Annotated in this window: 23 protein-coding genes; 14 read left to right on the top strand and 9 right to left on the bottom strand. The window is 39.6% G+C overall.

Annotation, left to right across the window (positions count from 1 at the left end):
* Nucleotides 1-150: 150 nt before the first annotated feature.
* From speB to ACEXOE_RS09540, 5 genes are read right to left on the bottom strand one after another with little or no spacing between them, the layout of a single operon-like run.
* The gene (gene speB, locus ACEXOE_RS09520; protein ID WP_394748544.1) at nucleotides 151-933 is read right to left on the bottom strand and encodes an agmatinase; all 783 of its coding nucleotides are present in this window, start codon (nucleotides 931-933) and stop codon (nucleotides 151-153) included.
* A gap of 26 nt (nucleotides 934-959) precedes the next feature.
* Entirely contained in the window at nucleotides 960-3,269 is a 2,310-nt protein-coding gene (locus ACEXOE_RS09525; RefSeq protein WP_394748545.1) for an FdhF/YdeP family oxidoreductase, read from the bottom strand.
* Between the two features lie 34 nt (nucleotides 3,270-3,303).
* Complete coding sequence (gene fdhD, locus ACEXOE_RS09530; RefSeq protein WP_394748546.1) at nucleotides 3,304-4,134, bottom strand: formate dehydrogenase accessory sulfurtransferase FdhD; 831 nt, start codon at nucleotides 4,132-4,134, stop codon at nucleotides 3,304-3,306.
* Between the two features lie 8 nt (nucleotides 4,135-4,142).
* A complete protein-coding gene (locus ACEXOE_RS09535; RefSeq protein WP_394748547.1) occupies nucleotides 4,143-5,054 on the bottom strand; it encodes a bifunctional metallophosphatase/5'-nucleotidase in 912 nt (303 codons plus the stop codon).
* Between the two features lies 1 nt (nucleotide 5,055).
* The gene (locus tag ACEXOE_RS09540) at nucleotides 5,056-5,820 is read right to left on the bottom strand and encodes a 5'-nucleotidase C-terminal domain-containing protein (RefSeq protein ID WP_394748548.1); all 765 of its coding nucleotides are present in this window, start codon (nucleotides 5,818-5,820) and stop codon (nucleotides 5,056-5,058) included.
* Nucleotides 5,821-5,886: 66 nt separating this feature from the next.
* Between ACEXOE_RS09540 and ACEXOE_RS09545 the strand changes: the two genes are divergently transcribed.
* The 14 genes from ACEXOE_RS09545 to ACEXOE_RS09610 all read left to right on the top strand — a co-directional run bounded on the left by ACEXOE_RS09545 (nucleotide 5,887) and on the right by ACEXOE_RS09610 (nucleotide 20,686).
* On the top strand, nucleotides 5,887-6,426 hold the full coding sequence (locus tag ACEXOE_RS09545) for a DUF6913 domain-containing protein (RefSeq protein ID WP_394748549.1): 540 nt from the start codon (nucleotides 5,887-5,889) through the stop codon (nucleotides 6,424-6,426).
* Nucleotides 6,423-7,313, top strand: a complete 891-nt coding sequence (gene dapA, locus ACEXOE_RS09550) for a 4-hydroxy-tetrahydrodipicolinate synthase (protein ID WP_394748550.1) — start codon at nucleotides 6,423-6,425, stop codon at nucleotides 7,311-7,313. The genes ACEXOE_RS09545 and dapA overlap by 4 nt, the downstream gene beginning before the upstream one ends.
* A 153-nt stretch (nucleotides 7,314-7,466) precedes the next feature.
* Nucleotides 7,467-8,270, top strand: a complete 804-nt coding sequence (locus tag ACEXOE_RS09555) for an outer membrane protein assembly factor BamD (RefSeq protein ID WP_394748551.1) — start codon at nucleotides 7,467-7,469, stop codon at nucleotides 8,268-8,270.
* 42 nt (nucleotides 8,271-8,312) lie between these two features.
* Nucleotides 8,313-8,645: a DNA-directed RNA polymerase subunit omega gene (locus ACEXOE_RS09560; RefSeq protein ID WP_394748552.1), complete on the top strand. Its 333-nt coding sequence runs from the start codon at nucleotides 8,313-8,315 to the stop codon at nucleotides 8,643-8,645.
* Nucleotides 8,646-8,648: 3 nt separating this feature from the next.
* Complete coding sequence (gene coaBC / locus ACEXOE_RS09565) at nucleotides 8,649-9,857, top strand: bifunctional phosphopantothenoylcysteine decarboxylase/phosphopantothenate--cysteine ligase CoaBC (RefSeq protein WP_394748553.1); 1,209 nt, start codon at nucleotides 8,649-8,651, stop codon at nucleotides 9,855-9,857.
* Nucleotides 9,850-10,743 carry a type IX secretion system protein PorD gene (gene porD, locus ACEXOE_RS09570; RefSeq protein WP_394748554.1) on the top strand — a complete coding sequence of 298 codons (894 nt, stop codon included), beginning with the start codon at nucleotides 9,850-9,852 and terminating at the stop codon, nucleotides 10,741-10,743. The genes coaBC and porD overlap by 8 nt, the downstream gene beginning before the upstream one ends.
* 285 nt (nucleotides 10,744-11,028) lie before the next feature.
* Entirely contained in the window at nucleotides 11,029-12,879 is a 1,851-nt protein-coding gene (locus tag ACEXOE_RS09575) for an Ig-like domain-containing protein (RefSeq protein WP_394748555.1), read from the top strand.
* Nucleotides 12,880-13,030: 151 nt separating this feature from the next.
* Nucleotides 13,031-14,683: a DNA repair protein RecN gene (gene recN / locus ACEXOE_RS09580; protein WP_394748556.1), complete on the top strand. Its 1,653-nt coding sequence runs from the start codon at nucleotides 13,031-13,033 to the stop codon at nucleotides 14,681-14,683.
* 130 nt (nucleotides 14,684-14,813) lie between these two features.
* Complete coding sequence (locus tag ACEXOE_RS09585) at nucleotides 14,814-15,629, top strand: enoyl-ACP reductase FabI (protein ID WP_394748557.1); 816 nt, start codon at nucleotides 14,814-14,816, stop codon at nucleotides 15,627-15,629.
* Between the two features lie 92 nt (nucleotides 15,630-15,721).
* A complete protein-coding gene (locus tag ACEXOE_RS09590; RefSeq protein ID WP_394748558.1) occupies nucleotides 15,722-16,765 on the top strand; it encodes a glycosyltransferase in 1,044 nt (347 codons plus the stop codon).
* Nucleotides 16,762-17,718 (top strand): CdaR family protein, encoded by a 957-nt coding sequence (locus tag ACEXOE_RS09595; RefSeq protein ID WP_394748559.1) that lies wholly within the window; start codon nucleotides 16,762-16,764, stop codon nucleotides 17,716-17,718. Before ACEXOE_RS09590 ends, ACEXOE_RS09595 begins: the two co-directional genes overlap by 4 nt.
* The gene (gene coaE / locus ACEXOE_RS09600; protein ID WP_394748560.1) at nucleotides 17,715-18,302 is read left to right on the top strand and encodes a dephospho-CoA kinase; all 588 of its coding nucleotides are present in this window, start codon (nucleotides 17,715-17,717) and stop codon (nucleotides 18,300-18,302) included. The genes ACEXOE_RS09595 and coaE overlap by 4 nt, the downstream gene beginning before the upstream one ends.
* Before the next feature lie 79 nt (nucleotides 18,303-18,381).
* Entirely contained in the window at nucleotides 18,382-19,968 is a 1,587-nt protein-coding gene (locus ACEXOE_RS09605; RefSeq protein ID WP_394748561.1) for a sensor histidine kinase, read from the top strand.
* A 10-nt stretch (nucleotides 19,969-19,978) separates the two neighbouring features.
* A complete protein-coding gene (locus ACEXOE_RS09610) occupies nucleotides 19,979-20,686 on the top strand; it encodes a response regulator transcription factor (protein WP_394748562.1) in 708 nt (235 codons plus the stop codon).
* A gap of 173 nt (nucleotides 20,687-20,859) precedes the next feature.
* On the opposite strand, the gene ACEXOE_RS09615 is transcribed toward ACEXOE_RS09610, so the two are convergent.
* The 4 genes from ACEXOE_RS09615 to ACEXOE_RS09630 all read right to left on the bottom strand — a co-directional run bounded on the left by ACEXOE_RS09615 (nucleotide 20,860) and on the right by ACEXOE_RS09630 (nucleotide 25,277).
* A complete protein-coding gene (locus ACEXOE_RS09615; RefSeq protein ID WP_394748563.1) occupies nucleotides 20,860-22,908 on the bottom strand; it encodes a M13 family metallopeptidase in 2,049 nt (682 codons plus the stop codon).
* 131 nt (nucleotides 22,909-23,039) lie between these two features.
* Nucleotides 23,040-23,531 carry a gluconokinase gene (locus tag ACEXOE_RS09620; protein ID WP_394748564.1) on the bottom strand — a complete coding sequence of 164 codons (492 nt, stop codon included), beginning with the start codon at nucleotides 23,529-23,531 and terminating at the stop codon, nucleotides 23,040-23,042.
* A gap of 10 nt (nucleotides 23,532-23,541) precedes the next feature.
* Nucleotides 23,542-24,450, bottom strand: coding sequence for a tRNA (adenosine(37)-N6)-dimethylallyltransferase MiaA (gene miaA, locus ACEXOE_RS09625; RefSeq protein WP_394748565.1), 909 nt, complete (start codon nucleotides 24,448-24,450; stop codon nucleotides 23,542-23,544).
* Nucleotides 24,450-25,277, bottom strand: coding sequence for an ion transporter (locus ACEXOE_RS09630; RefSeq protein WP_394749621.1), 828 nt, complete (start codon nucleotides 25,275-25,277; stop codon nucleotides 24,450-24,452). Before ACEXOE_RS09630 ends, miaA begins: the two co-directional genes overlap by 1 nt.
* Between the last annotated feature and the right edge of the window lie 3 nt (nucleotides 25,278-25,280).

Here is a 25,280-nt window from a genome sequence, read left to right on the forward strand (position 1 = left end):
CCTCCCACAGTTTTGGTTTAACCTATTGGTAGCCAATACCCTAAAAATGTTACATAAATTCTATAAGGAAAGTATTATAATTAGAAACGACTTCACGTTTACGATGCTTTAAAGTACTCGCTTAAGTTGTATGGTCATCGGTTCTAAGGGCTATGACCCCAATAGTTTTCCAAGCAATTCCTTCATCATTTTAGCGGCTAAAAATGAAGTCATGCCCTGGGTATCCCTTTTGGGGTTATATTCTACAATATCGGCCCCAATGATTTTCGTATCGATTCGCTGAATAATGTCGATTACCTGTCTAGAACTAAAGCCTCCTGGCTCATGATGCGACACGCCCGGAGCATAGGCAGGATCAAAAGCATCTATATCCAAGGAAATGTATAGGGGATTTTTGAAGTGGGGTAGCTGATCCACCTGCCAATCTTTCATGGGGTAGATTTCTACTCCAAATTTTTCTGCCTGCTTGGATTGATGTGGATTTAAAGTACGTATGCCTAGTTGAACCAGGCGTTGTGCCAATTTATTTTCCATGATTCGGGCAAATGGACAGGCATGGGAATACGGATCGTTATCATACGAATCATAGAGATCTGCATGTGCATCAATATGTAAAATATCGATTACAGGGTATTTTTCATGCATGGCCTTAAGAATGGGATAGGTAATGGAATGGTCTCCGCCTAAGGTGAACAGTTTTGAAGCTTCCTTTAAATGTTGTTGCGTAATCTGTTCAATTTCAAAATAGTCCGAAATTGAAAAATCTCCTTTATCGACAATTAAAGGATTTTCAATGGAAACACCTTCTTCACTATAGAGATTCATGGAACCTGAATATAAGGCTTCACGAATTAAAGGCGGGGCTAGTTTTGGACCTTGTTGGTAAGACGATTTTTCGTCAAAAAGAATCCCTTGAATACTAATATTGTTCATACACTACCTACTTTAAAACATCCGGTTTATGCCTCATGTCTGCGCACTTTGATAATCACTGATTTTGAAGCAGGAGTCTCGCTTTTATCGGCCTTACTTCCAATAGGCACCAATACATTGGCTTCAGGGAAATAGGTAGCCGTACATCCCATAGGAATATTGTAAGGAAGTATATGGAATTTTTTGGCCACGCGTGTTCTATCATCATGGTGGTTATACATATCTACCAACTCCTTTTCTTTAAGTCCAAGCATTGTAATATCTCTTGGATTCATTAATAATACCCTGCGTTCATTGTAGATTCCCCGGTAGCGGTCGTCCAAACCATAAATTGTGGTATTGAACTGATCATGACTGCGAATGGTCATCATTAAAAATTCTTGCTTCCCCAAAGCTATAGGGCTTGTATGGGAAATCGTAAAGTTTGCCTTGCCATTAAGGGTATTATAAGTATTGTGCCGTGCACCATTGGGCAAATAAAAACCAGAGGGATGCTTTAGTCTTTCATTATAATTTTCGAAGCCTGGGATACAAGCCTCAATACTATTTCTAATATGATCGTAATGGGCCAGGTAGCTCTTCCAGTCTACCGTGCTATTTTTTAAGGTAGCTTGGGCAAGGTGACAAACAATAGCGGGTTCGCTCAACAGCTTATCCGAAATGGGATTAAGACTTCCTCTAGAACTGTGCACAATACCCATGGAGTTTTCTACGCTTACATATTGTGCTTCCCCTTGAATTATATCCTTATCTGTTCGGGCCAAACAGGGCAGTATAAGCGCTTCCTTTCCATGAACAAGATGACTTCTGTTCAGTTTCGTGGAAACATGAACGGTTAAATCGCATTTTTCCAGGGCCACTGCCGTATATTGCGTATCTGGTGTCGCCGAAAGGAAATTACCACCCATGGCAAAGAAAACTTTAGCCTTTCCCTGATGCATCGCTTCAATACTCGCTACGGTTCCATAACCATGTTTTCGCGGAGGTTCAAATGCAAAAACACTTCCCAATTGATTTAAAAATGCAGTAGAGGGCTTTTCGTAGATCCCCATGGTTCTGTCCCCTTGTACATTGCTATGCCCTCGCACAGGACAGGTGCCAGCACCTGGTTTTCCTATACTGCCTTTTAATAACAATAAATTGACGATTTCCTTAATGGTATCGACGGAATTTTTGTGCTGGGTGAGGCCCATAGCCCAACATGCAATGATTTTTTGTTTTTTGGCCAGTAGCTGTGCCACTGTTTTTAACTGTGCCAAGGAAATTCCACATTGTTCACTTAGCCTTTCAATATGCAGTGCACGAATATGGTCCAAATAATCGGAGACACCTTCTGTTTTTTCGGAAATAAAATCCTGATCAAAAACACTTCCGGCTTGTTGCTCTTCCATTTTCAGTAAAAGTGCAATAAGAGCTTGGATGAGTGCCATGTCCCCATTGATTTTTACCTGAAGGTAGTGATCGGTAAGTTTTGTTTTCAGCCCTAAAGCTCCTTTTAATTTTTGGGGATTGCTAAAATTAAGTAAACCTGCCTCTACAATGGGATTGATACTAATAATAGTCGCACCATTTTTTTTGGCTTTCTCAAGGGCACTGAGCATACGTGGATGATTGGTACCGGGATTTTGACCCATAATAAGGATAACCTCTGTCTGATAGAAATCTTCCAGCGTCACCGATCCTTTACCAATTCCTAGGGTTTCACTTAGGGCAACTCCACTGCTTTCATGGCACATATTACTACAATCGGGCATATTGTTGGTGCCAAACTGCCGTACAAAGAGCTGATACAGAAATGCGGCTTCGTTGCTCGTTCTTCCCGAGGTGTAAAAAATAGCTTCGTCCGGACTTTCTAAGGCATTTAATCTATTGCCAATTAATGTAAAGGCATCGGTCCATGCAATAGGGGCATAATAATCACTATGGGAAGCAAGGTACATGGGTTGGGCAATGCGTCCTTTTTTCCCGATTTCATAGTCCGATAAATTGGACAAATCCGTGACACTATGCTTTTCAAAAAATGGGATATCCAGTTTTTTGGTAGTGGCTTCTTCTGCAATGGCCTTGGCACCATTTTCGCAATATTCGGCGATCTTGTTTCGTTCATCATCTGGATCGGGCCAAGCACAGCCAGGACAATCGATTCCTTCTTTTTGGTTGAGGTTTAATAAAGCTTTTGTTCCGCGTTGTACGCCCATTTCCGAAAAAACATGCTTTGCCGAGGAAATAACAGCGGGTATTCCGGCCGCTACAGTTTTCGGAACCTGCGTGCGAAGTCCGGTTAATTTTTCCGGTCCTTCCGGGCTGGGTTTCACTTTTTTATTGTTCTCTTCCATATCAGCGTATTGCTATTCAAGATACTATAATTTCTTAGAAAGCAATTCGTTTTTCTCCATGATAAATATTGTAACTATTGGCCTTTAAGAAGCCAATTAAAGTAATGTCAAAATCTTGAGCCAGTTCCACGGCAAGGGAAGAAGGTGCCCCCACTGCCATGATACATCGAATTCCTGCCATAGCTGCTTTTTGGATCAATTCAAAACTAGCGCGACCACTCAATACCAATAAGTGCTCTTCTAAGGGTAAATTCTCTTTCGTAAACATGGCCCCTATTAATTTATCCAATGCGTTATGCCTTCCCACATCTTCACGAAGGGCAATAAAATTTCCTTCTGTGGTAAAAAGTGCGGCGGCATGCAGCCCTCCGGTGTGTTCAAAAATATGCTGCTGTCTTCTTAAGCGTTCCGGAAGCTGACCAATTATGGAATGGGCTACTTGAAAATCCTGCTTACTTTGTTCAAGGCGACAAACAGTTTTGATGGCCTCAATGCTGGATTTCCCACAAACACCACAACTACTGCTCGTATAAAAATGACGTTCAATTTTACTTAGATCTACAGGTTCTGAGGTATTCAAGGATACTGTGGCCTTGTTTTCAGCATAGCGTACACGGTTCACCTGACTCGCACGGGCAATAATGCCTTCAGTAAATAAAAAACCCAATGCTAGATCTTCATCCTGCCCAGGGGTCCGCATGGTAATACTGATATTCTTCCGAAGTATAGGAGGAGTATTTTCGGGAATGCTCAAGCCTATTTCCAAAGGAGCTTCAATGGCCAGGCCATCATCAAAAGGTTCAGAAAGTTCGTTCTTCACCTTAATGATTCGCAAATGTTGTGTGGCCGGGTTCTTGGAAATCATGCCTAAATTTAAATGGTTATTTTGGTGCCTTCAGCAGTTATATTCTGCGCAATATCAAAATGAAAATCAATTCTCCCCAAATTGATGCCAAAGCAACCTACTTGATTCACCAATACCTCTTTCCCTTTTTTATTCTTTACGACAGTGGGCTTTTCCAGGAAAGTATGGGTATGTCCACCAATAATTAAATTGATTCCTTCGGTTTGGGCAGCTAATTTTAAGTCATCGGGCCGTTGGGGATCCGTATAGCTATATCCCAAATGGGAAAGACAAATCACCAAATCGCATTGTTCTTCTTCCTTTAACGCACGACTGGTATCTTGCGCTATTTCAATGGGGTCGTTATATTTTGTCTCTTTATACAATTTTTTGGTCACTAAACCTTCCAAGGCGATTCCAAGGCCAAATACACCGATTTTAACGCCATCCAACACAAAGATTTTATAGGGATTCACATGCCCGTTCATTAAGGTATTCGAGAAATCATAATTTGCCGATAGCAGATCAAATTTGGCATGGGGCAATTGGGCATATAGTCCGTCCAATCCATTGTCAAAATCATGGTTTCCCAAAGTAACGGCATCGTATTTCAGCATGCTCATTAATTTAAATTCCAATTCCCCTCCGTAAAAATTAAAATAGGGAGTTCCCTGAAAAATATCTCCGGCATCCAATAATAATAGGTTCGGATTTTCTTTTCGGATGCGCTCTACCAAAGTAGCCCTTCGGGCCAGACCTCCCATATCGGGGAATTGGGAGTGATCTTTGGGAAAGGTATCAATATGGCTGTGCACATCATTGGTGTGCAATATGGTAATATGCTTTTTTGTCAAAGGGGAGCAGGAGTGCAATGATAATCCGCCCAAGCCGATAAATGAAGCTCCTGCCGTTGTTCTGTTGATAAATTCTCTTCTTTTCATATCAGTTGATTTGTGCGAAACGTTGGTCTATGGATGGGGCTATGGTATCGTATTTCATAAAATAGTCGATCATGGTATTCCGTATGGTATAGTCTAGTTCCCATTGTTCGGATCTTTTTCTAAAAAAAGACATATTATCACCGCCATTCACCAAATAGTTGGAAGTGGCAACATAATAGGTTTTGTTTTCATCAAACGATTCCCCTTGTATCCGTACCGTTTTTAATTTAGCATTCTTGTCCAAAAGAATCTGTATCCCAGAGATAGGGTGGGCTCGTTTACTGTCCACAAGATAGTCCAGAAGTTCACGCACAGCCTTTCCATCCAGAGCCACTACCACAACCGTATTTTCAAAAGGCATGACTTCATAAGCCGTCCGGGCGGTAACCTTTCCCTTAGAAATAATAGATCGTATACCCCCGTGATTTAACAGGACAAAATCAATCTTCTTCTCGGTTCGTTTTTCGAATATGGGAGTACTTTGCTCCCATACAATATCGGCCAGAAGGTTTCCGGCAGTGGTATTGAATTTCCCATCGGTTTTGCTTATGGGCTTAGGGGCATAGGCCAAAGTACTATCCAATATAACGTTGATCCGATTTCTATAGGGAGCGACAAAGTTTTCAATACTATCTGTAATTGGTATAGAATTTGAGATTTTTAATTGTGCACCCTTAATTTCCTGGAGATGCTGTTTTTCCTGTTTACAGGAGCAAAAACCGATGATTGTTATGAATATAACAAAATGTTTAATTTTTAAAACCATTATCCGTTGTATCTTCGCATTAGAATTTGAATAGATATATTTACATTTGTCAAAATGTAAAAATACATGTTTTTAAAGGGAATAAAAGATAAGTTTAAGTACAAATCGGCTGTTAAATTTTTAAAACAGGAATTAGAAAAACCTAGAGAAGGGGTCAAGCGGGATAAAGGTGTAGAAAGTATTGCTTGTATAGTTGATTTGGACAAATTTGAAGATACAAACGCAATTTTTGATTTGGTAGAGGATTTCTCTTTACGGCCAAGTGCGGTAAAAATCATTGGATATAAAAGCTTTTATGATAAAAATTCCCCTTATGCCACTCCGGTATTTTCCGATAAGGACCTCGGGTGGAACGGCGATATCGAAAATAGTTATGCCCTTGAATTTTTAAGTAGGGAATATGATGTGTTGATCAATTATTACACCGAGGAGAACTTGATGTTGCAATTGATGAGTATAAAGACCAAAGCTAGGATCAATGTAGGTTTTGGGGATATTGATAAAAAATTTAATGATTTAATTTTGAATACGCAGATAACGGATTTCAAGACGTTTAAAAACGAATTAAAGAAGTATCTGTTGATTCTTAACGAAATAAAAGAATGAAAGAGTTGTTAGGGACTGGTGTAGCATTGGTCACACCATTTAAAAAAGATTTTTCCGTAGATACAAATGCCTTGCAGGAAATTGTGGAATATGGAATAGATGGAGGATTGGATTACTTGGTGGTTTTAGGGACTACGGCCGAATCTGCCACACTTTCAAAGGCAGAAAAAGAAGAAGTCATTTCTACGGTGATACGGACAAATGCAGGCAGACTGCCCATAGTATTGGGAGTGGGAGGCAACAACACCAACACCGTAGTGGAGGAGCTAAAGCAATTGGATCTTACGGACATTGATGCCATTCTTTCCGTATCCCCGTATTACAATAAACCTACACAAGAGGGAATCTACCAGCATTTTAAAGCGGTATCCCAAGCCTCTTCCAAACCCATTATATTGTACAATGTCCCCGGAAGAACAGGAAGTAATGTATTGCCCGAAACAGTAGTGCGTCTTGCTACGGATTTTGAAAATATCGTAGCAGTTAAGGAAGCTTCAGGAGATATGGTCCAAGTAATGCAACTCATAAAGGATAAACCCAAAGATTTCATGGTGATCTCTGGAGATGATTTTACCGCATTGCCTACCGTATTGGCAGGGGGGTCGGGCGTCATATCTGTTCTAGGTCAGGGATTGCCCTTGGAATTCTCTAAAATGATTCAGGCAGGGCTAGAGCGCAATGTTGATGAGGCTTATGCACTTCATTATAGTTTGTTGGAAGGCATGGACTTGATATTTCAGGAAGGCAATCCGGCTGGAATAAAGACCATTTTTGAGATATTGGGCTTGTCCAATGCCACAGTGCGTTTACCTCTCATGGAAGCTTCTACTGATTTAAAAAGCCGTTTGCGCCACTTCATGAAAGCTTTTGTAGAGGCCTATGCCTAAGCTGGGATAGCTGCCTTTACAATTTTAGCAAAAAACAACGTTAAATCTTAGCCAAAAAGGCTTGGGTTAAAGGTTTTGGAATGTATTTTAGTGTGATAAAAAATGTTTTTAATATCCACAAATAATTGCTAATTTTGCAAAATGTTTTTAAAAATGAGGCAAACATTCCCCTTTTTACTTTTAATTATCCTATTCAGTTCATGCAGCGAGTATCAGAAGGCATTGAAAAACACTGATACCAAAGTGAAATATGAATTGGCAGAAAAACTCTATAACGAAAAGGATTTTAAGAGGGCCAATCGGTTATTTGAACAAATTGCGCCGAGATATATAGGAAAACCTCAAGGACAGCGTGTTTTGTTTTTTGAAGCTGATACCTATTTTCAAATAAAAGATTACAATACCTCTGGGTTTAAATTTGAACGATTTGTACGGTCTTATCCACAAAGTGAAAAAGCGGAACAGGCGGCTTTCCTGGAAGCTAAAAGTTATTACAATCTTTCCCCCAGATATTCGTTAGACCAAACAGATACGGATCGGGCTTTGGAAAAGATTCAAAATTTCATCAACGCCAATCCAAATTCGGAATATTTGGCGGAAGCTAACCTTATGGCCAAGGAATTGACCATAAAGAAGGAAAGAAAGGATTTTGAAATAGGAAAGCAATTTAATAAAATTGGAAAGTTCGATTTTACGTTTTTGGTTCCTGCCGTAAGTGCCATGGATAATTTTATCACAGATCATCCAGGGTCTATTTATCGCGAAGATGCCTTGTACTATAAGTTTGAGGCTTCTACAAGTATCGCAATGAATAGTTTTGAAAATAAGAAGCAAGAACGTTTGGAAGAAGCGAAAGAAGCCTATGACGTATTGATGAAATATTTTCCCGAGACTAAATATGCCAAAAAAGCAAATGGCCTCATGGAAAAAATAGAAAAAGAATTACAAGCAAAGTAAACATTTGATTTGAACAACAGATCAAATACTAATTCCTGAAAGATGAATATGAACGATTTAAAAAATTCAAAAGCTCCTGTTTCCACGATCACAATCAACAAGAACGAGTTCGATGCGAAAACAGATAATATCTACGAAGCAATTTCAATCGCTTCCAAAAGAGCGATTCAGATTAACTCTGAAATCAAAAAAGAGCTTTTGGAAAAATTGGAAGAGTTCGCAACCTATAGCGATAGTCTTGAAGAAGTTTTTGAAAATAAAGAACAGATCGAGGTATCCAAGTTCTATGAAAAACTTCCAAAGCCACATGCACTTGCGGTGGTAGAATGGTTAGAGGACAAAATATACTACAGAAACACAGAGAAAGACGCTTAAGGAATGCTTGGTGGTAAAAATGTCCTTTTAGGGATAACAGGGGGTATTGCCGCCTATAAGACAACTTTTTTAGTTCGTTTACTTGTGAAAGCAGGTGCCAATGTCAAAATTGTAATGACAGAAAGTGCCAGTGCTTTTGTGTCTCCATTGACGCTTTCTACACTTTCCAAGAACCCGGTACAAACTTCTTTTATCAATACCGATGAAGAAGGAACTACTTCTTGGAACAATCATGTGGAACTGGGCTTATGGGCAGATGTAATGCTAATTGCCCCGGCAACGGCCAATACCTTGTCTAAAATGGCAAATGGTACTTGTGATAATTTGTTGATGGCGACCTATCTCTCGGCCAAATGCCCGGTATTTTTTGCTCCGGCCATGGATTTGGATATGTACAAACACCCTTCGTCCAAGACTTCTTTTGAAAAACTGATTTCTTTTGGGAATCATATGATTCCCGCTACTTCAGGGGAATTGGCCAGTGGCCTGCATGGAGAAGGACGGATGGCTGAACCGGAAGATATACTAAACTTCGTGCAACAACAACTTAGTAAAGGATTGCCTTTAAGCGGTAAAAAAGTATTGATTACCGCGGGGCCTACCTATGAGGCCATAGATCCAGTTCGCTTTATTGGAAATCATTCTTCCGGATTGATGGGCTGTGAGTTGGCCAAGGCGGCCGCAAACCTAGGGGCCAATGTGGTATTGGTTTTAGGACCTTCAAATATAGCCGTAACACACGATTCTGTTTTAGTAGAACATGTGGTATCGGCCGATGAAATGTATGATACGGTACATAAGCATTATGCCCAGATGGATATTGCCATTTGTGCCGCGGCAGTAGCCGACTATAAACCGAAAACCGTTGCAGAGCAAAAGATTAAAAAGAAGGCCTCCGAGTTTACCATTGAATTGGTAAAGAATAAAGATATTTTATTATCCCTTGGAGAACAGAAAGTATCACAATATTTGGTGGGCTTTGCCTTGGAAACGGAGAATGAGGTAGAAAATGCCAAAGGAAAACTAAAAAAGAAAAATTTGGATGCCATTGTCCTGAATTCATTAAATGATTCAGGAGCAGGTTTTGGTAAATTGACGAATAAAATTTCTTTTATAGATAAGAATTTAGGGATAAAAACGTTTGATTTAAAGAGCAAGGCCGATGTGGCCGTGGATATATTGAACGAAATCATTCAAAAAACTCATGCGTAACCATTATTTAGCGCTTTTTAGTCTTCTATTCTCTTTTGTGGTTAGCGCGCAAGAGATCAATTGCACTATAACAGTCAATGCCGATCAGGTAAACCGAACCAATCAACAAGTTTTTAAGACCCTGGAACGCTCCCTGAGCGATTTTGTCAATAAAAGTAAATGGACCAATAGGGTGACTCGGGAGAATGAGAAAATCAATGCCCGGATGTTTATTACGGTGACGGAGTATGAACCCAATAATTTTAGGGCCAATATTCAGATTCAATCCTCCAGACCAGTCTACAACACCTCTTACGAAAGCTCTATTTTTAATTATAAGGACGACAATTTTGATTTCGAGTATATTGAATTTCAACCGCTAGTGTACAATAAGAATGTATTCGACTCCAATCTTATTGGTGTTATTTCGTATTACGTTTATATCATTCTAGGATTGGATGCAGATACTTTTTCATTGGAAGGAGGGACAGAATTTTACAAGCAGGCGCAAAGCATTGTGACCCAGGCCCAGGGAACTTCCTTTCCCGGATGGAAACAGGAGACCGGAAGGAATCGAAGTCGTTTTGAATTGGTAGACGATTTATTGTCTAATACATTCAGGGAATATCGTATTGCCATGTACAACTATCACCGCAAAGGATTGGATGTTCTTGCGGATAATAACAGTGTAGGAAAACAAGTGATTTCAGGGACTATGCGTTTGTTCGAAACGATGATAAAACGGCGCCCCAACGCCCTTTTGATACAAACATTTTTTGATGCCAAATCCGAAGAGATCCGAAATGTTTTTTCTGGAGGCCCTAAAGTGGATATCGTTAAGTTGAAAGAGACGTTAAACAAAGTCGCTCCCCTTTATTCCAATACTTGGAAGGAAATAAAATACTAATACTTCGCTGGGTCAACCCAACTCCTAGATCAGCTTTTTCTAAAAATAATCTGCTTCCTATTTTTTGTTTTCTTTGGAATAAGATGAAAATTCTGAAGGTTTTAGCATGCAGGACATGCTCAACCTAAGCGTCTTTTCTTGATACAAAAAAAGAAAGATATTACTTACTATTTTAGTTAAATTATCGTCGTTTATATGTAATCTAATGTTGTTCGGATAAATTTTCAAAAACGAAACTTTTATCTATTTATATTAAAAAAGTATTCACCAAATATTTTATTTAATATGAAAAATTTCACACCATTACTTACTTATTTTATGATGCTGGCCATGTTCATGATTTCGTGTAACAAGGAAAGTATTTTAGATGAAAATGCAACAACCCAAGAAACTTTTAAGGAAGTGAAGGCAACTGCCTCCGACCCCAATGCCCCTCCTATTATTTTAGGGTATTTCCCTTCCTGGTCAGAGAATTGGACAACAGGAGATCGGGGATCCAAACTAAGGGATATTCCGGCTCATGTAAACCATGTATTTCTCGCTTTTGGACGCCCTAATTTACGGTATGTAAAAGGGTCTATGGACATTAGCAATACGGGCTTATCCACGCCTTATGGCGGAGAAACCCTTAGAGGATCCGTGGCCGCTTTGCAATCTAAGGGAATTAAGGTAATCCTCTCTATTGGAGGGGAGACGTACTGGGGTTCCCCAAGTGCTTATGATATTGATTATCAGCAAATAAAAGATTTGGTTGATGATATAGGATTCGATGGTATTGATTGGGATTTTGAACCTAACGGCAGTTTTGCCACCATTGGAGCTGCGGAAAATGTACAGCATTTTATTGATTTTTTTAATAATTCCAGGGCCATAATGCCAAAAGGAGAGTATATCATTGCCTGTGCCCCAGCTGGCGTTGGTGCTTTAGGAGGTATCAATAATGATGATCCCGCTTCACCTTTTGCCCATAGCAAACGTAACGAAGTAACCGGAGAATCCGATGATAATCTTTTTAATGGAGAATCTCCAAATCAGGCCATCAGTTTATTTGGTTTTAGTGCAACAGGACATATGATTCCGGTAATGGAAGCTGTAGGGGACAAAATAGACCTCGTTGCATTTCAAGGCTATAATACTGGGGCGGCATCCAATAGAAGCATCATGTACGATGCTTACAAATACTATGCAGATCAGTACGGATTTACCATTGCCGCGGGAACGCATTATCCAGACGAGCCCTACGGACCTTTTTACACCTATACCTATAGCAATATAGCCGATCTTTCTTCCCATATTGCCGCACAAAGTAATTCGGATGGGTTAATGATATGGCATTTGTTATTAGAAAGTGGGGGCTCTTCCGCTTATGGGTATATGCATGTAGGAAGTCAGGTTTTTGCGGGTGTCCCGGAGCAAACGGCAGTAGCAAATGCAGAAAACTATCCAGAGACTCCTTATACGGGAGGTGGAGATACCGGTGGGGGGCAAAACGGAACAGGTTGCGACAATGCTCCACAATGGAATTCCCAAGTAATTTATGATGTTCAGGGAAGAGAAGTCATCTATCAAGGTAAATTATATCGCAATAAATGGTGGTCGCAGAACAATTTACCCACGGGCGGAGATCCTTGGGAATTTATCAGGGATTGTGATGGGAGTACCGGAGGTGCAGACAATGCCGCACCAACAGCAACAATACTTACGCCCGGAAATAATACCAGCTTTACTCAAGGTGATGAAATTACCATTACTGCATCTGCCTCGGACACTGATGGTAGTATTGTTAATGTAGCCTTTTATGCTGGAAATACGAGATTGGGAGAAGATGCTAGCGCTCCTTATAGCTATGCATGGAATGGTGCTTCTTTAGGAAACCATGTGCTTACCGTAGTGGCAACAGATGATTTAGGAAGTAGTACAACTTCAACCTCGGTCAATATTAGTGTAGAAAGTTCGGGAGGAGGAAATGGAGATGGTTGTAATGGCGTTCCTACTTGGCAAGCTTATCCCATGATTTATAATGCAGGGGATAGGGTAGTGTATCAAGGGACAATTTATGAAGCCCAAACAGGACCTATATGGGTTACTCCTGGAAGCGGAGAGCACTGGTGGAAAACGATCGGGACTTGTAACTGATCTATAGCCCATAAATAATAAGGGTTAAATTGCCATTGCAGCTATTTCTTTTAGGAAAAGTTGCAATGGCAATTCTCATTTGATGTACTTGGATTCCTTCTTTTTTTCTTTTAGATTATAAAGTATCTTTACCGAACTAAAACCGAATACTTTGCTTGCATCTCTTTCGATAAAAAATTACGCTTTAATAGATCAGTTAAATATCTCATTTACAGATGGGTTTTCTATAATTACAGGAGAGACTGGAGCAGGAAAGTCCATTCTCTTGGGTGGTTTGTCCCTAGTGTTGGGAAAACGGGCAGACCTATCTTCTTTGAGAAATAAGGAAAACAAATGCATTGTAGAAGCAGAATTCGCCATTGGGATATATCAGCTTGAAGTTTTTTTTGAAACGCATGATCTGGATTATGAAGCCCATACCATTATCCGAAGAGAAATATTGCCCAGTGGAAAGTCAAGGGCTTTTGTCAATGATTCTCCTGTAAACCTATCGGTACTTTCGCAATTGGGAAATCGCCTGATCGATGTGCATTCACAACATCAAACCTTGCGGATGACCGAAAATGATTTTCAAATGAAGGTAGTGGATGCTCTGGCGAATCATGGAAAATTGCTGAAAGAATATAGGGAGAACGTCCAAACATACCATAAGCTGAACAGTGAAGTGGAAGCCTTGTTGGAAGTACAACAAAATAGCCTTAAAGAACACGATTATAATAGTTTTCTCTTAAAAGAATTGCAAGCAGCGCCATTACAAGCAGGTGTTCAGGAAGAATTGGAGGAACAATATGAGCAATTGAACAATGTGGAGACTATTTTGGAACAGCTGTCTCTGGGGCATGGCCTTATCAGTGGTGAACAAATGGGGGTATTGAGTCTTTTAGGAGAGTTGAAGCAGGCTTTTGGAAAACTGAGTGGTTATGGAAATCAGTATGCAAGCTTGAACGATCGCATCCAATCTGTTTTTATTGAAGTAGATGATATTGCAGGCGAGCTGCAATCGTTGGAAGAAGGGATTGAGTCCAATCCAGCACTATTGGAAACCATCAATACCAAGTTGCAATTGCTCTATGATCTGCAGAAGAAGCATGTCGTGTCTACCGTAGAGGAATTGATGGTCATTCGGGAGGAATTGCAGGAAAAAGTAAATACTTCAGAAAATATCGAGGAAGAAATTCAAAAGAAAAAAGCGGAACACCAAGTACAGGAGGAAATCCTGGAGAAGATTGCTGGCCGTTTGTCCTCCGGACGTAAAAAAGTGATTCCCAAGCTAAAAAAGCAGCTGGAAAATTCCCTCGCTACCTTGGGAATGCCGAGTGCTACCTTTGCCATTGAAATTACACCACAAGAACAATATAAAGGAAACGGAAAGGATAATTTGGCCTTTTTGTTCTCAGCCAACAAAGGAGGAGGATATGATGAGCTTAAGAAAGTGGCTTCCGGCGGAGAGCTATCCCGTATCATGTTAACGATAAAGGCAATTTTAGCCCAATATGAAAAACTTCCCACAATGATGTTCGATGAAATTGATACCGGGGTGTCCGGGGAAATTTCAAATCGTATGGGAGAGATTATGGAAGCGATGAGCGGTAGTATGCAAATTTTTGCCATAACGCATTTGCCGCAAGTAGCCTCAAAGGGAAAACAACACTTTAAAGTGTATAAGGAAGAAGTAGGAGGAGAGACCCATACACGAATGAAACTGTTATCACAAGAAGAGCGGATAGTGGAATTGGCGGAAATGTTGGGCGGAAAGGCTTTGTCCGATTCGGCACTGGCGCATGCACGTCAGTTGTTGAACTAATTGCACTGAAAAGGCAAAAGAATCTGTACGTGATTTTTTAGTTAAAAAAAGAGGGGCGTAACTGTACTTCCGTCTTCGCACTTTTTTAAATATCTTTGGCAACAATCTAAAACAAGAAATTAAAGATCAAATGGCATATAACTTACTGAAAGGAAAACGAGGAATTATTTTTGGAGCGCTGGACGAGAACTCCATAGCGTGGAAAACCGCCGAGAAAGTTCATGAAGAAGGGGGTACCTTTGTATTGACAAATGCACCTATTGCAATGCGGATGGGGCAAATACGAACCTTAGCCGAGCAAACGGGGTCTGAAATTGTCCCTGCAGATGCTACCAATGAAGAAGATTTGGCCAATTTGGTATCCAAATCCATGGAGATTTTAGGGGGGAAGCTAGACTTTGTTTTGCATTCTATAGGCATGTCTGTAAATGTTCGTAAAGGAAGAGCATATACCGACGAAAAATATGATTTCACCGCAAAAGGATGGGATGTTTCGGCATTGTCTTTTCACAAAGTAATGCAGAGCTTGTACAAGGCCGATGCCATGAATGCCTGGGGGAGTATTGTAGCACTAACCTATATGGCGGCGCAACGTTCTTTTCCGGACTATAACGATATGGCCGATAATAAAGCGTATCTAGAGTCCGTAGCCCGAAGTTTTGGATACTTTTATGGGAAAGAAAAACAAGTACGGGTCAACACTATTTCACAATCACCAACGCCAACTACTGCAGGACAAGGGGTAAAAGGTTTTGACGGATTTATCTCTTATGCAGAGAAAATGTCGCCCTTGGGCAATGCCACGGCACAGGATTGTGCAGATTATACGGTGACACTCTTTTCTGATCTTACCAGAAAAGTGACGATGCAAAATTTATTCCATGATGGTGGTTTTTCCAATACTGGCGTAAGTCAGGAAGTTATTGATTACTTTACGGAAAAATAAGATTAAATTAAGGAAGATGTGGTTGGGAATACGATGATTCATTAGTACTGACCACATCTTTTTAACGGGCCTATGGTTTTGAGAATCTAGATATGGAGCTGTATTTTTCTTTTATCATACCAGTATACAATAGGCCAGATGAAGTGCAGGAGTTATTGGACAGTATCTCCAAACAGACCTATCAAGACCCTTTTGAAATTGTGATCGTTGAGGATGGGTCCACGCAAAGTTCGGAACAGGTTGTGGCGGCATTTGAAAAAACCTTGTCCATTACCTATCTCCAAAAACCCAACACTGGTCCTGGGCATTCTAGAAATTACGGAATGTCGCGAGCCCAAGGAAATTATTTTATTGTTTTGGATTCGGACTGTATCCTGCCACCGGCGTATTTAAGTGCTGTGGCACAGGCTTTAAAAGAGGAGTATGTAGATTGTTTCGGAGGTCCGGATGCAGCACATTCCTCTTTTTCAAACATACAGAAAGCCATCAATTACAGCATGACTTCTTTTTTGACTACCGGAGGAATTCGCGGAAATAAAAAAGCCGTTGGAAAATTTCAACCTAGAAGTTTTAATATGGGGATTTCCAAGAAAGCTTTTGAGGCAACCCAAGGTTTTGGGAATATTCATCCGGGAGAAGATCCAGATTTAACCATTCGCATTTGGAATAAAGGTTTTGCTACCAAATTAATACCCCATGCTTATGTTTTTCATAAGCGTAGAATAGATTGGAGCAAGTTCTTTGTACAGGTACATAAATTTGGCTTGGTACGCCCAATACTCAATTCATGGCATCCTCAAACCGCTAAATTTACCTATTGGTTTCCTTCTTTGTTTTTCTTGGGAGCTATTATCGCCTTATTGCTATTCCCATTGGGGTGGTGGATGGGATTATGGAATTGGGGTTATACGATTCCTTTGATGGCCTATGTGTTGTATTTTTTGGTATTATTCTGTGATGCTTGGATTAAAAATAAAAGTGTTCAAATCGGGAGCTATGCCGTATGGGCGGCCATTATTCAATTCGCGGGATATGGCCTGGGTTTTTTAAAATCAACAATCTTGATTAACTTTAGTAAAAAGAAAGCGGAAGTGTTATTTCCAAAATTGTTTTTTAAAACCAATTCTACAATTTGATAAAGAAAATAAAAAAAGGACTGAGTCGAAGAAAAGTAAAGGTTTTTTTAATCTTTTTCCTATGTTCTTTTTTTTCCTGGTTCATTAGTAATTTATCGGAATCCTATGTGCACAATACCGTATTTAAGGTAAATTACATCAATGCTCCGGATAGTCTGTTACTAACAAAAGCCTCCCAAGAGGAAATTGCAGTGAAACTAAAAGCCAGTGGGTTTCAATTTTTGTCTTTTAATTTTGCACCCAAAATAGTCGATGCAGACCTGAGTGCGCTTCAATACAAGAGAGGAACGTATTTCTTGCTTCAAAACCATTATGGGGGACATATAGAAAAACAGTTGCCAAAGTCCATAGAACTCATACAAATGGCACGGGATACCATTTTTTTTGATTTTTATAAGGTGTTTAGCAAGGAAGTGGAGGTCGATCCGGAAGTGGAGGTTACTTTTGCCCAAAATCATTTGCTCAATGGAGTATTGGAAGTAACACCAAAGGTGATTACCGTTACCGGGCCTAGGCATGAGATTGCAAAAATTGATCGGTTGAAAACGGAGGAACTGCTCTTATCGGAACGGACGACTGATTTTTCCAATACTTTAAAAATCCAAAGACCTACAGCCTTGCAGTACACAAAGTTTTCATCGACTGTGGTAGAAGTTTCTGGAAAAGTGGCGAAGTTTTCGGAAAAAGCGCTTGAAATACCGGTAGAAGTAACCAATATCCCGGAAGGGGCAGAAGTAAGGACTTTTCCCAATGTCGTCACGGTAATTTGCAAGGCCGATGTGGGACAATTGAAAGGATTGAGTGAAAACGATTTTAAACTGGTTGCGGATTATGCCGTCGTAAGGGAAAATCCGTCAAAAACATTGCGGTTGCGATTATTAAAAAAACCGCCTTATGCCTACAGTGTAAAACTTATGGAGACGGAGGTAGAATATATATTAAAGAGAGAATGATGATTGTTGGACTTACAGGAGGTATAGGGAGTGGAAAAACCACAGTGGCCAGGATGTTTGAAGCCTTGGGTGTCCCCGTTTACAATTCGGATAAAGAAGCCAAACAGTTGATGCGTACTTCCGAACAATTGAAGAAGGAGATAAAAAAATTACTGGGAGATCAAGCTTATGAGTATGAAGAATTAAATAAGCCCTTTATTGCCAATGCCATTTTTAATAATGAAGTATTGTTAAAAAAGCTCAATGCTCTTGTGCATCCGGCCGTAGCCGAACATTTCACACAGTGGGCCCGGGAACAGAGTTCCCCATATGTTATTCAAGAGACAGCCATTATCTTTGAGAATGGCTCCCAGGACCGTTACGATGCCATTATTTTGGTGACTGCTCCAGAAGAGTTGCGTTTGGCTCGTGTATTGGATCGCGATAAAAATTCCAGGACCGAGGTTTTGGCTCGGATGAGGAATCAGTGGGATGATGTTAAAAAAAGAGCGCTTTCCCATTTTGAAATTGAGAATATTGATATCGATAAGACCCGATCCGATGTAAGAAAACTGCACGATTATCTACAAAAGCAAACCGCTTGACCCAAAATTTTAACATTTTTGTTAAGGTTAGGTTAAACGTATAATCCGCTAAATGTTAAATTTCTAATTTTACCCTAAAATGAATAAGAAGCTATTTGTCCTTCTAGTAGTATTAATGAGCCTATCCCTGATAGGAATCATTTTTGTTCAAGGCTATTGGATCAAGAGATCGGTAGACGATAAGGAAGAACAATTTTCGAATGTAGTGTCCGAAATACTTAATAAAGTTTCTGACAAGATCGAGAGTAGGGAAATCCATGATTATTCCGATAGATTTTTGAAGTTAAAAGATAGTATTGGAGAACTGAAGGGTTCTAATTTCAACAATATATTTTTTATTGACAGGGATATTAATTCGGAGGAAATACTTTTTTATTCACATGGTATTTTGGAAGAAGAATACAATATACCATCTATGTTCTTTGACAATGGTCTGAGTTCGGATACGACGACGACACCAATAACAAATTATACCAGTAAACGAACCAAGGCCATCTTTAAGAAAGATTTTGAGTTGGACGGCTCTGAAAATGTACTCACTCCTCTAGAGAAGCAAGTGAAAATCGGAGGGTTAAAAGAGATAGAGAAAGTTCAATTTGACGTTAGTTTCAGGGAAAATGCCAAGCTAGTACCTATCCATAAGAGGGTGACAGCAGAGGAGATTCAATTTCTGCTATCCAGAGAACTGGAAAACAGAAGAATGAATATTGAATATGAATTTGGGGTGTATAGTCGTGGATTGCCAACAAAGGTAAAATCAAAACGATTTAAGTTTTCAAAGTCTGCCATGTACAGAGCTCCTATTTTTAAAGATAGTGAAGGTCTTACAGATTTTTCCTTATTAATGTCCTTCCCTAAAAAGAAGAAATTTTTATGGCAATCTATCCTTACCATGGCCATCCTATCATTATTGTTCACTTTGGTTATCGTAATCGCGTATGCCGGAGCAATTTATCAGCTGATAAAACAAAAACAGATATCGGAAATAAAGTCAGATTTCATCAATAATATGACCCATGAATTCAAGACACCGATAGCGACGATAAATCTTGCGGTGGAAGCCATACGAAACCCAAAGGTCATAGAAGACGTAGATAAAGTAAAGCGATACTTGCAAATGATACGCGATGAGAACAAGCGTATGCATGCTCAAGTAGAAAATGTATTGCGAATTTCCAAGCTGGAGAAAAACCAATTGGATATCAGTAAGGATAGGGTAAATGTACACGACATAATTGGTGATGCCATTACGCATGTCGAATTGATCGTAGCAGATAAAGGGGGGTATGTTAAACCACATTTGGATGCCTTCCGATGTGATGTATTGGCCAATGAAATGCATTTTACCAATGTTATTGTAAATATCTTGGATAATGCCGTGAAATATTCAACGGAAGCTCCTAAAATTGATATTTATACAGAGGTAACAAAGAATTATATTATCATAAAAATACAAGACCAAGGTGCAGGAATGAGCAAGGCGGTCTTAAAGAAAGTTTTTGAAAAGTTCTATAGAGAACATACTGGAGATATACATAATGTAAAAGGACATGGTTTAGGACTGGCATATGTCAAAAAAATTGTGGAAGATCATCAGGGGGAAGTATACGCAGAAAGTGAAAAAGACAAGGGTAGCACATTTTATATAAAATTGCCTTTAATATAAAAGAAAAATTATGGAAACAACGAATAAGAAAATACTTTTGGTCGAAGACGATCCTAATTTTGGAATAGTTCTTAAAGACTATTTATCCATGAATGATTTTGATGTCGTTTTGGCCAAAAATGGTATGGAAGGTTTTGAAAAATTTAAAAAAGACAATTATGATGTCTGTATCTTGGATGTCATGATGCCTTATAAAGATGGATTTACCCTAGCAAGGGAAATCCGGGAAAAAAACGAACACGTACCTATTGTTTTTCTTACGGCAAAAACCATGAAAGAGGATGTTTTAAAAGGGTATAAGGCGGGTGCCGATGATTACCTGAACAAGCCGTTCGATTCAGAAGTGCTACTGATGAAATTAAAGGCAATTCTACAGCGAAAAGCATCTAACACCCTTGCGGACAGCAAACAATTTGAGTTTAATATTGGAGGCTTTCATTTAAACTCTAAGCTACGATTCTTAAAGTATGAAGATGAAGAGGCTATAAAATTATCTCCCAAAGAAAATGAGTTGCTACGTCTTTTGGCCTTGCATGAAAATGATTTGATGCCGAGAGAATTGGCCTTGACCAAAATATGGAGGGATGACAATTACTTTACATCCAGAAGTATGGATGTATATATTGCGAAATTGAGAAAGTATCTTAAACGCGACGAAATGGTGGAGATTTTGAATATCCACGGAGAAGGATTTAGATTGGTCATCAAAACGGAATAACGAAATTCTTTTAAAATATAATACGATGGAACCCATTCAATAACTATTGAATGGGTTTTTTTTATGCCCAGGGCGTAAGTAGGGAACGGCCCTCGTTATCGCTTAATAAACGATTAACACCATAAAAAAAGGCTTTCCTAGGAAAGCCTTTTATACATTTTCTTAGAAAAATACTACCAGATATGCACTCGCTTTTCAGGAGCTAAGTACATTTCATCACCTTCTTTAATGTCAAATGCATCATAGAATGCTTGAATATTAAGTAGCGGTTGTATTGCTCTTACTTTACCAGGAGAATGAGGGTCTGTCTTAATCTGGGTACGCAAAGCTTCATCTCTACTTTTTGTTCTCCATACCGTAGCCCATGACATAAAGAAACGTTGTTCCGCCGTAAAACCATCAATATCATCCGGGCGTCCATTTTCCTTAAAATACTTCTGAAGTCCATCATAGGCGCCAAGAACACCACCAAGATCTCCAATATTTTCCCCTAAGGTGAATTTTCCGTTTACATAAACGCTATCTAAAACTTCAACACCATCATATTGGGCAGCTAAAGCATTTCCTCTTTCGGTAAAGGCGGCCAAATCTTCTGGAGTCCACCAATTTTTTAAGTTTCCGTCAGAATCAAAGCGAGCTCCACTGTCATCAAAAGCATGGGAAATCTCATGTCCTATTACAGCACCGATACCTCCATAGTTTACTGCTTCATCTGCTGTGTAATTGTAGAAAGGAGGCTGTAAGATAGCTGCTGGGAATACAATCTCATTGTTTAATGGATTGAAATAAGCGTTCACCGTTTGAGGGGACATTCCCCAGCGTGTTTTGTCAACAGGTTCTCCGATATCAGCATAATTTTTTAATTGCCCCCATTTTCCAACAGCGGTCATATTCTCAAAATAGGACTTGTCTGCAGAAACTGCTAAAGTGGAGTAATCTTCCCATTTGTTTGGATAGGCAATTTTTACGGTAAACTTGTCCAGTTTTTCAATAGCCTTGGTCTTTGTTTCTGCGCTCATCCAATCTAAATTGGTAATACGATCTTTAAAGGCATCAATAACATTGGCAATCATTTTTTCAGCTTTTGCCTTTGCTTCTGGTGGAAACTTGGCATCTACATACAATTGCCCCAAAGCTTCACCTACGGTACCATTAACCGTGGCTAAAGCACGTTCATCCGCTGGACGCTGTTTTTGGGCACCTCTTAAATATTTGCTGTAGAACTCCCAGTTGGCCGTTTCAATATCAGTGGTCAACAAACCAGTGGCACTATTGAACGTATCCCAGCGTACCAACGTTTTAATATCTTCAATACTCGTATTTTTCAAGAAAGCATTAAGTGCTTTGGTATATCGTAATTGTGTTACAATAAGTGTATCGAACTTTTTAGTGATTCCCAAATCGCTGATCAGTTTTTTAACATCAACATTGGAAAGTAAAGCATCCGCTTCGGCAATACTTCTTGGGTTATTAAAGTTTCGGGCATCCCGGCTTTCTACTTTATTCAATCGTGGTTCTGCAAGAGCGGTTTCCATGGCCAGTATTTTTACAGCTGCAGCTTGGGCATCACTCTCGCTATCGCCTAATAACTGTAGCATTCGGCTAATATGTTTCTTATACTCTTCCCGAATCTCCTTGGACTTGTCATCCTGCTCTAAATAAAAATCACGATCAGGTAATCCTAAACCATTGGCGCCCAAATACACGGCATTCATGGCACTGTTATTTAAATCGGCTCCTGCACCAATATTGATGAAGGGCGATGAGACGGCTGGGTTCGTAGCAAGTACGGTCTGCAAGTCGTTTAGGTTGTTAATTCCTGAGATAGCCAGAAAAGCAGATTGTAATGGTGTAATTCCTGCGGCATTTCTAGCCGTCGTATCCATTTTAGTGTCAAAAATAGCCAAAGCCTTAGCTTGATCGGTCTCCGGACTATACTTGCCTCCCTCTTTGGCTAGGGCAAGTATCTTAAGCACGTCGTTATCTGTAGATTTACGAAGTACGGAAAAGCCTCCCCAAGTAGTTCTATCACTGGGAATCTCTGTGTTTTGCATCCAGCTGCCATTGACGTAATTGTAGAAATCGTTTTTAGGACTTACACTGGTATCCATGTTCTCTAGAACAATACCTGGAATTTCTTCCGTTACAGTTTCTGTTTTAGCTTCCTCCTTACAGCTGGAAAACGCAATAAGTGAAGCAGCTAAAAAATATACTTTCTTCATTTTTAGGGTGTTATGTTATTAATTAATAAGTCATTATATAAGACGCATCAATATGGTTTTTGTTACGTTTTTGAACAGTTTTATTTACATAAAATTAAAACTGTGTAAAGGGCTCCCCAAAAGAAGAGGTTTTATGCCGTTTTGCCTGTAATTATTGAGACAATTTCTTCAGGTGTTTTAGCTATGGAAATTCGTAAGGCGTTTTTTGGAATTTCCAAGGTATCAAATTGAGATTTTAGAAGTTGTGCTGGCATAAAATGATTCTTTCTGGACTGCATGCGCTGCATGATTTCGTCAAAACTACCTTCCAGAAAAACAAATACAATATGGTCCTCGATGTCTTTTTGCAACAAGACCCGATATGCTTCCTTTAACGCAGAACAAGCGATCACGGCTCCTGTAGATAGGTGTTCTTTGGCCAATTTGTTCAATTGTACCAACCAACCATGGCGATCATCATCATTTAAAGGAGTTCCTTGTTTCATTTTATCGATATTGGCTTGGGGATGATAGTCGTCGCCATCAAAGAAAGGGATACTCAATTTCTCGGCAAGAGCCGATCCAACGGTTGATTTGCCACAACCTGAAACACCCATCACGAAAAATAAGTTTGTAGGACGCATCTCATTAAATTTAAGAGGTTAACTGTTGTTCAATTTTAGCAATAGCAGCGGAAACATCGGTTTGATAATCGATCCAGATGGTATCCTCATTTTTTTTAAACCAGGTCATTTGCCTTTTTGAAAATCGTCTGGTATTTTTTTTGATTTCCCCAATAGCGGTTTCCAAGTCATATATTTTATCAAAATAGGCAAACAATTCCTTATAGCCAACGGTTTGCAACGCATTTAGATGGCGGTGATTTCTTAAAGATTCCGCTTCATGCAATAGGCCCTGATCCATCATGATATCCACTCTTTGGTTGACACGATCATAAATAATAGGCCTTTCTGCCGTCAAGCCAATAGTTATCGTGTGGAACGACCGATTCTTTTTTTCCTTTTTTCGGAAGGAAGAATACGGTTTATTACTTGCAATACAAACTTCCAACGCCCGTATGAGTCGGTGGGGGTTTCCCAAATCTACACTCTTGTAATACTCAGGGTCCAACACTTTGAGTCTTTGCTGTAGTGCCGCAATACCTTCTTTTTCAAGTAAAGTGTTTAGAGAAGTCCTCACTTTGGCTGGAACGCTTGGAAATTCATCCAAGCCCTTTACCACAGCATCCACATATAGGCCACTTCCCCCAACCATAATCAATAGCTGGTGTTCCTGAAATTTTTTTTCGAGAAGGGCAATGGCTTCTTTTTCAAAATCACCAACAGAATAGGCTTCTTCTATGCTTTTATGTTGAATGAAATGATGCGGTGCCGATGCCAGTTCACTAGTAGAGGGAACGGCTGTGCCGATACGCATTTCTTTGTAAAATTGCCTAGAGTCGGCAGATATGATTTCTGTACGATAGTGCTGTGCTAAGGCGATGGACAAGGCAGTTTTTCCTATGGCTGTAGGACCTACAATAGAAATTAGGGTATTATCCATTATAATTGACTTCCACATTTAAAACAATGAACGGCACCATCTTGGTGATTCTCTACCGAACAACTTGGACAGGATTGGGTATTTAAATGGATTTTATGATCTTTTCCTTGTTTGGAAAACTCCGCAGTGACTATTCCGGTTGGTACAGCAATAATACCATAACCCAATATCATAACTATCGTGGCGATAAGTTGCCCTAAACTGGTTTGTGGGGCAATATCCCCATATCCCACGGTAGTGAGTGTAACAATGGCCCAATAAATACTTCTTGGAATACTGGTAAAGCCAGCGGCATCATCTTCTACCAAATACATGATGGTACCCATGATAACAGATAAAATGAGTACGGCATAGATAAAGACCGCGATTTTAGTTCTACTGGCTTTAAGCGCTCTTTTCAACTGGGAAGCCTCTCCCAGGAATTGCACCAATTTTAGAATACGGAAGACCCTCAAGAGACGCAAGGCCCGTACAGCCAATAATACTTGGGAACCAGCAAATATATACGAAATGTACAGGGGTATCGTAGAGAAAAAATCAATGAGCCCATAGGTACTAAAAATATATTTGGAAGGTTTTTTAATACTGATGATTCTGGCAATATACTCGATCGTAAAAAAGATGGTGATTACCCACTCCAGACTAAAAAGAATGTCATGATATTTTAGATCGATTTCCTTTACACTTTCCAGCATTACTAGAATAACACTGATAATAATAAGGATGAATAAAATAATATCGAACCATTTCCCCATAGGCGTATCCGCCTCGTAAATAACTTCATGGAGTTTGCCCTTCCAACCGATATGTGGCTTTTCTTCTTTCAAAAA

This window comes from Spongiimicrobium salis (assembly GCF_043678055.1).
GTDB lineage: Bacteria > Bacteroidota > Bacteroidia > Flavobacteriales > Flavobacteriaceae > Spongiimicrobium > Spongiimicrobium salis.

What these genes read in the sequence shown, in the direction of transcription:
- ACEXOE_RS09610 (WP_394748562.1), top strand. Translation starts at nt 19,979, where the DNA reads ATGGAAACAACGAATAAGAAAATACTTTTGGTCGAAGACGATCCTAAT.
- coaE (WP_394748560.1), top strand. Translation starts at nt 17,715, where the DNA reads ATGATGATTGTTGGACTTACAGGAGGTATAGGGAGTGGAAAAACCACA.
- ACEXOE_RS09605 (WP_394748561.1), top strand. Translation starts at nt 18,382, where the DNA reads ATGAATAAGAAGCTATTTGTCCTTCTAGTAGTATTAATGAGCCTATCC.
- porD (WP_394748554.1), top strand. Translation starts at nt 9,850, where the DNA reads ATGCGTAACCATTATTTAGCGCTTTTTAGTCTTCTATTCTCTTTTGTG.
- ACEXOE_RS09540 (WP_394748548.1), bottom strand. Translation starts at nt 5,820, where the DNA reads ATGGTTTTAAAAATTAAACATTTTGTTATATTCATAACAATCATCGGT.
- ACEXOE_RS09590 (WP_394748558.1), top strand. Translation starts at nt 15,722, where the DNA reads ATGGAGCTGTATTTTTCTTTTATCATACCAGTATACAATAGGCCAGAT.
- ACEXOE_RS09535 (WP_394748547.1), bottom strand. Translation starts at nt 5,054, where the DNA reads ATGAAAAGAAGAGAATTTATCAACAGAACAACGGCAGGAGCTTCATTT.
- ACEXOE_RS09585 (WP_394748557.1), top strand. Translation starts at nt 14,814, where the DNA reads ATGGCATATAACTTACTGAAAGGAAAACGAGGAATTATTTTTGGAGCG.
- ACEXOE_RS09525 (WP_394748545.1), bottom strand. Translation starts at nt 3,269, where the DNA reads ATGGAAGAGAACAATAAAAAAGTGAAACCCAGCCCGGAAGGACCGGAA.
- ACEXOE_RS09555 (WP_394748551.1), top strand. Translation starts at nt 7,467, where the DNA reads ATGAGGCAAACATTCCCCTTTTTACTTTTAATTATCCTATTCAGTTCA.
- ACEXOE_RS09575 (WP_394748555.1), top strand. Translation starts at nt 11,029, where the DNA reads ATGAAAAATTTCACACCATTACTTACTTATTTTATGATGCTGGCCATG.
- ACEXOE_RS09615 (WP_394748563.1), bottom strand. Translation starts at nt 22,908, where the DNA reads ATGAAGAAAGTATATTTTTTAGCTGCTTCACTTATTGCGTTTTCCAGC.
- coaBC (WP_394748553.1), top strand. Translation starts at nt 8,649, where the DNA reads ATGCTTGGTGGTAAAAATGTCCTTTTAGGGATAACAGGGGGTATTGCC.
- dapA (WP_394748550.1), top strand. Translation starts at nt 6,423, where the DNA reads ATGAAAGAGTTGTTAGGGACTGGTGTAGCATTGGTCACACCATTTAAA.
- ACEXOE_RS09620 (WP_394748564.1), bottom strand. Translation starts at nt 23,531, where the DNA reads ATGCGTCCTACAAACTTATTTTTCGTGATGGGTGTTTCAGGTTGTGGC.
- ACEXOE_RS09560 (WP_394748552.1), top strand. Translation starts at nt 8,313, where the DNA reads ATGAATATGAACGATTTAAAAAATTCAAAAGCTCCTGTTTCCACGATC.
- miaA (WP_394748565.1), bottom strand. Translation starts at nt 24,450, where the DNA reads ATGGATAATACCCTAATTTCTATTGTAGGTCCTACAGCCATAGGAAAA.
- ACEXOE_RS09545 (WP_394748549.1), top strand. Translation starts at nt 5,887, where the DNA reads ATGTTTTTAAAGGGAATAAAAGATAAGTTTAAGTACAAATCGGCTGTT.
- fdhD (WP_394748546.1), bottom strand. Translation starts at nt 4,134, where the DNA reads ATGATTTCCAAGAACCCGGCCACACAACATTTGCGAATCATTAAGGTG.
- speB (WP_394748544.1), bottom strand. Translation starts at nt 933, where the DNA reads ATGAACAATATTAGTATTCAAGGGATTCTTTTTGACGAAAAATCGTCT.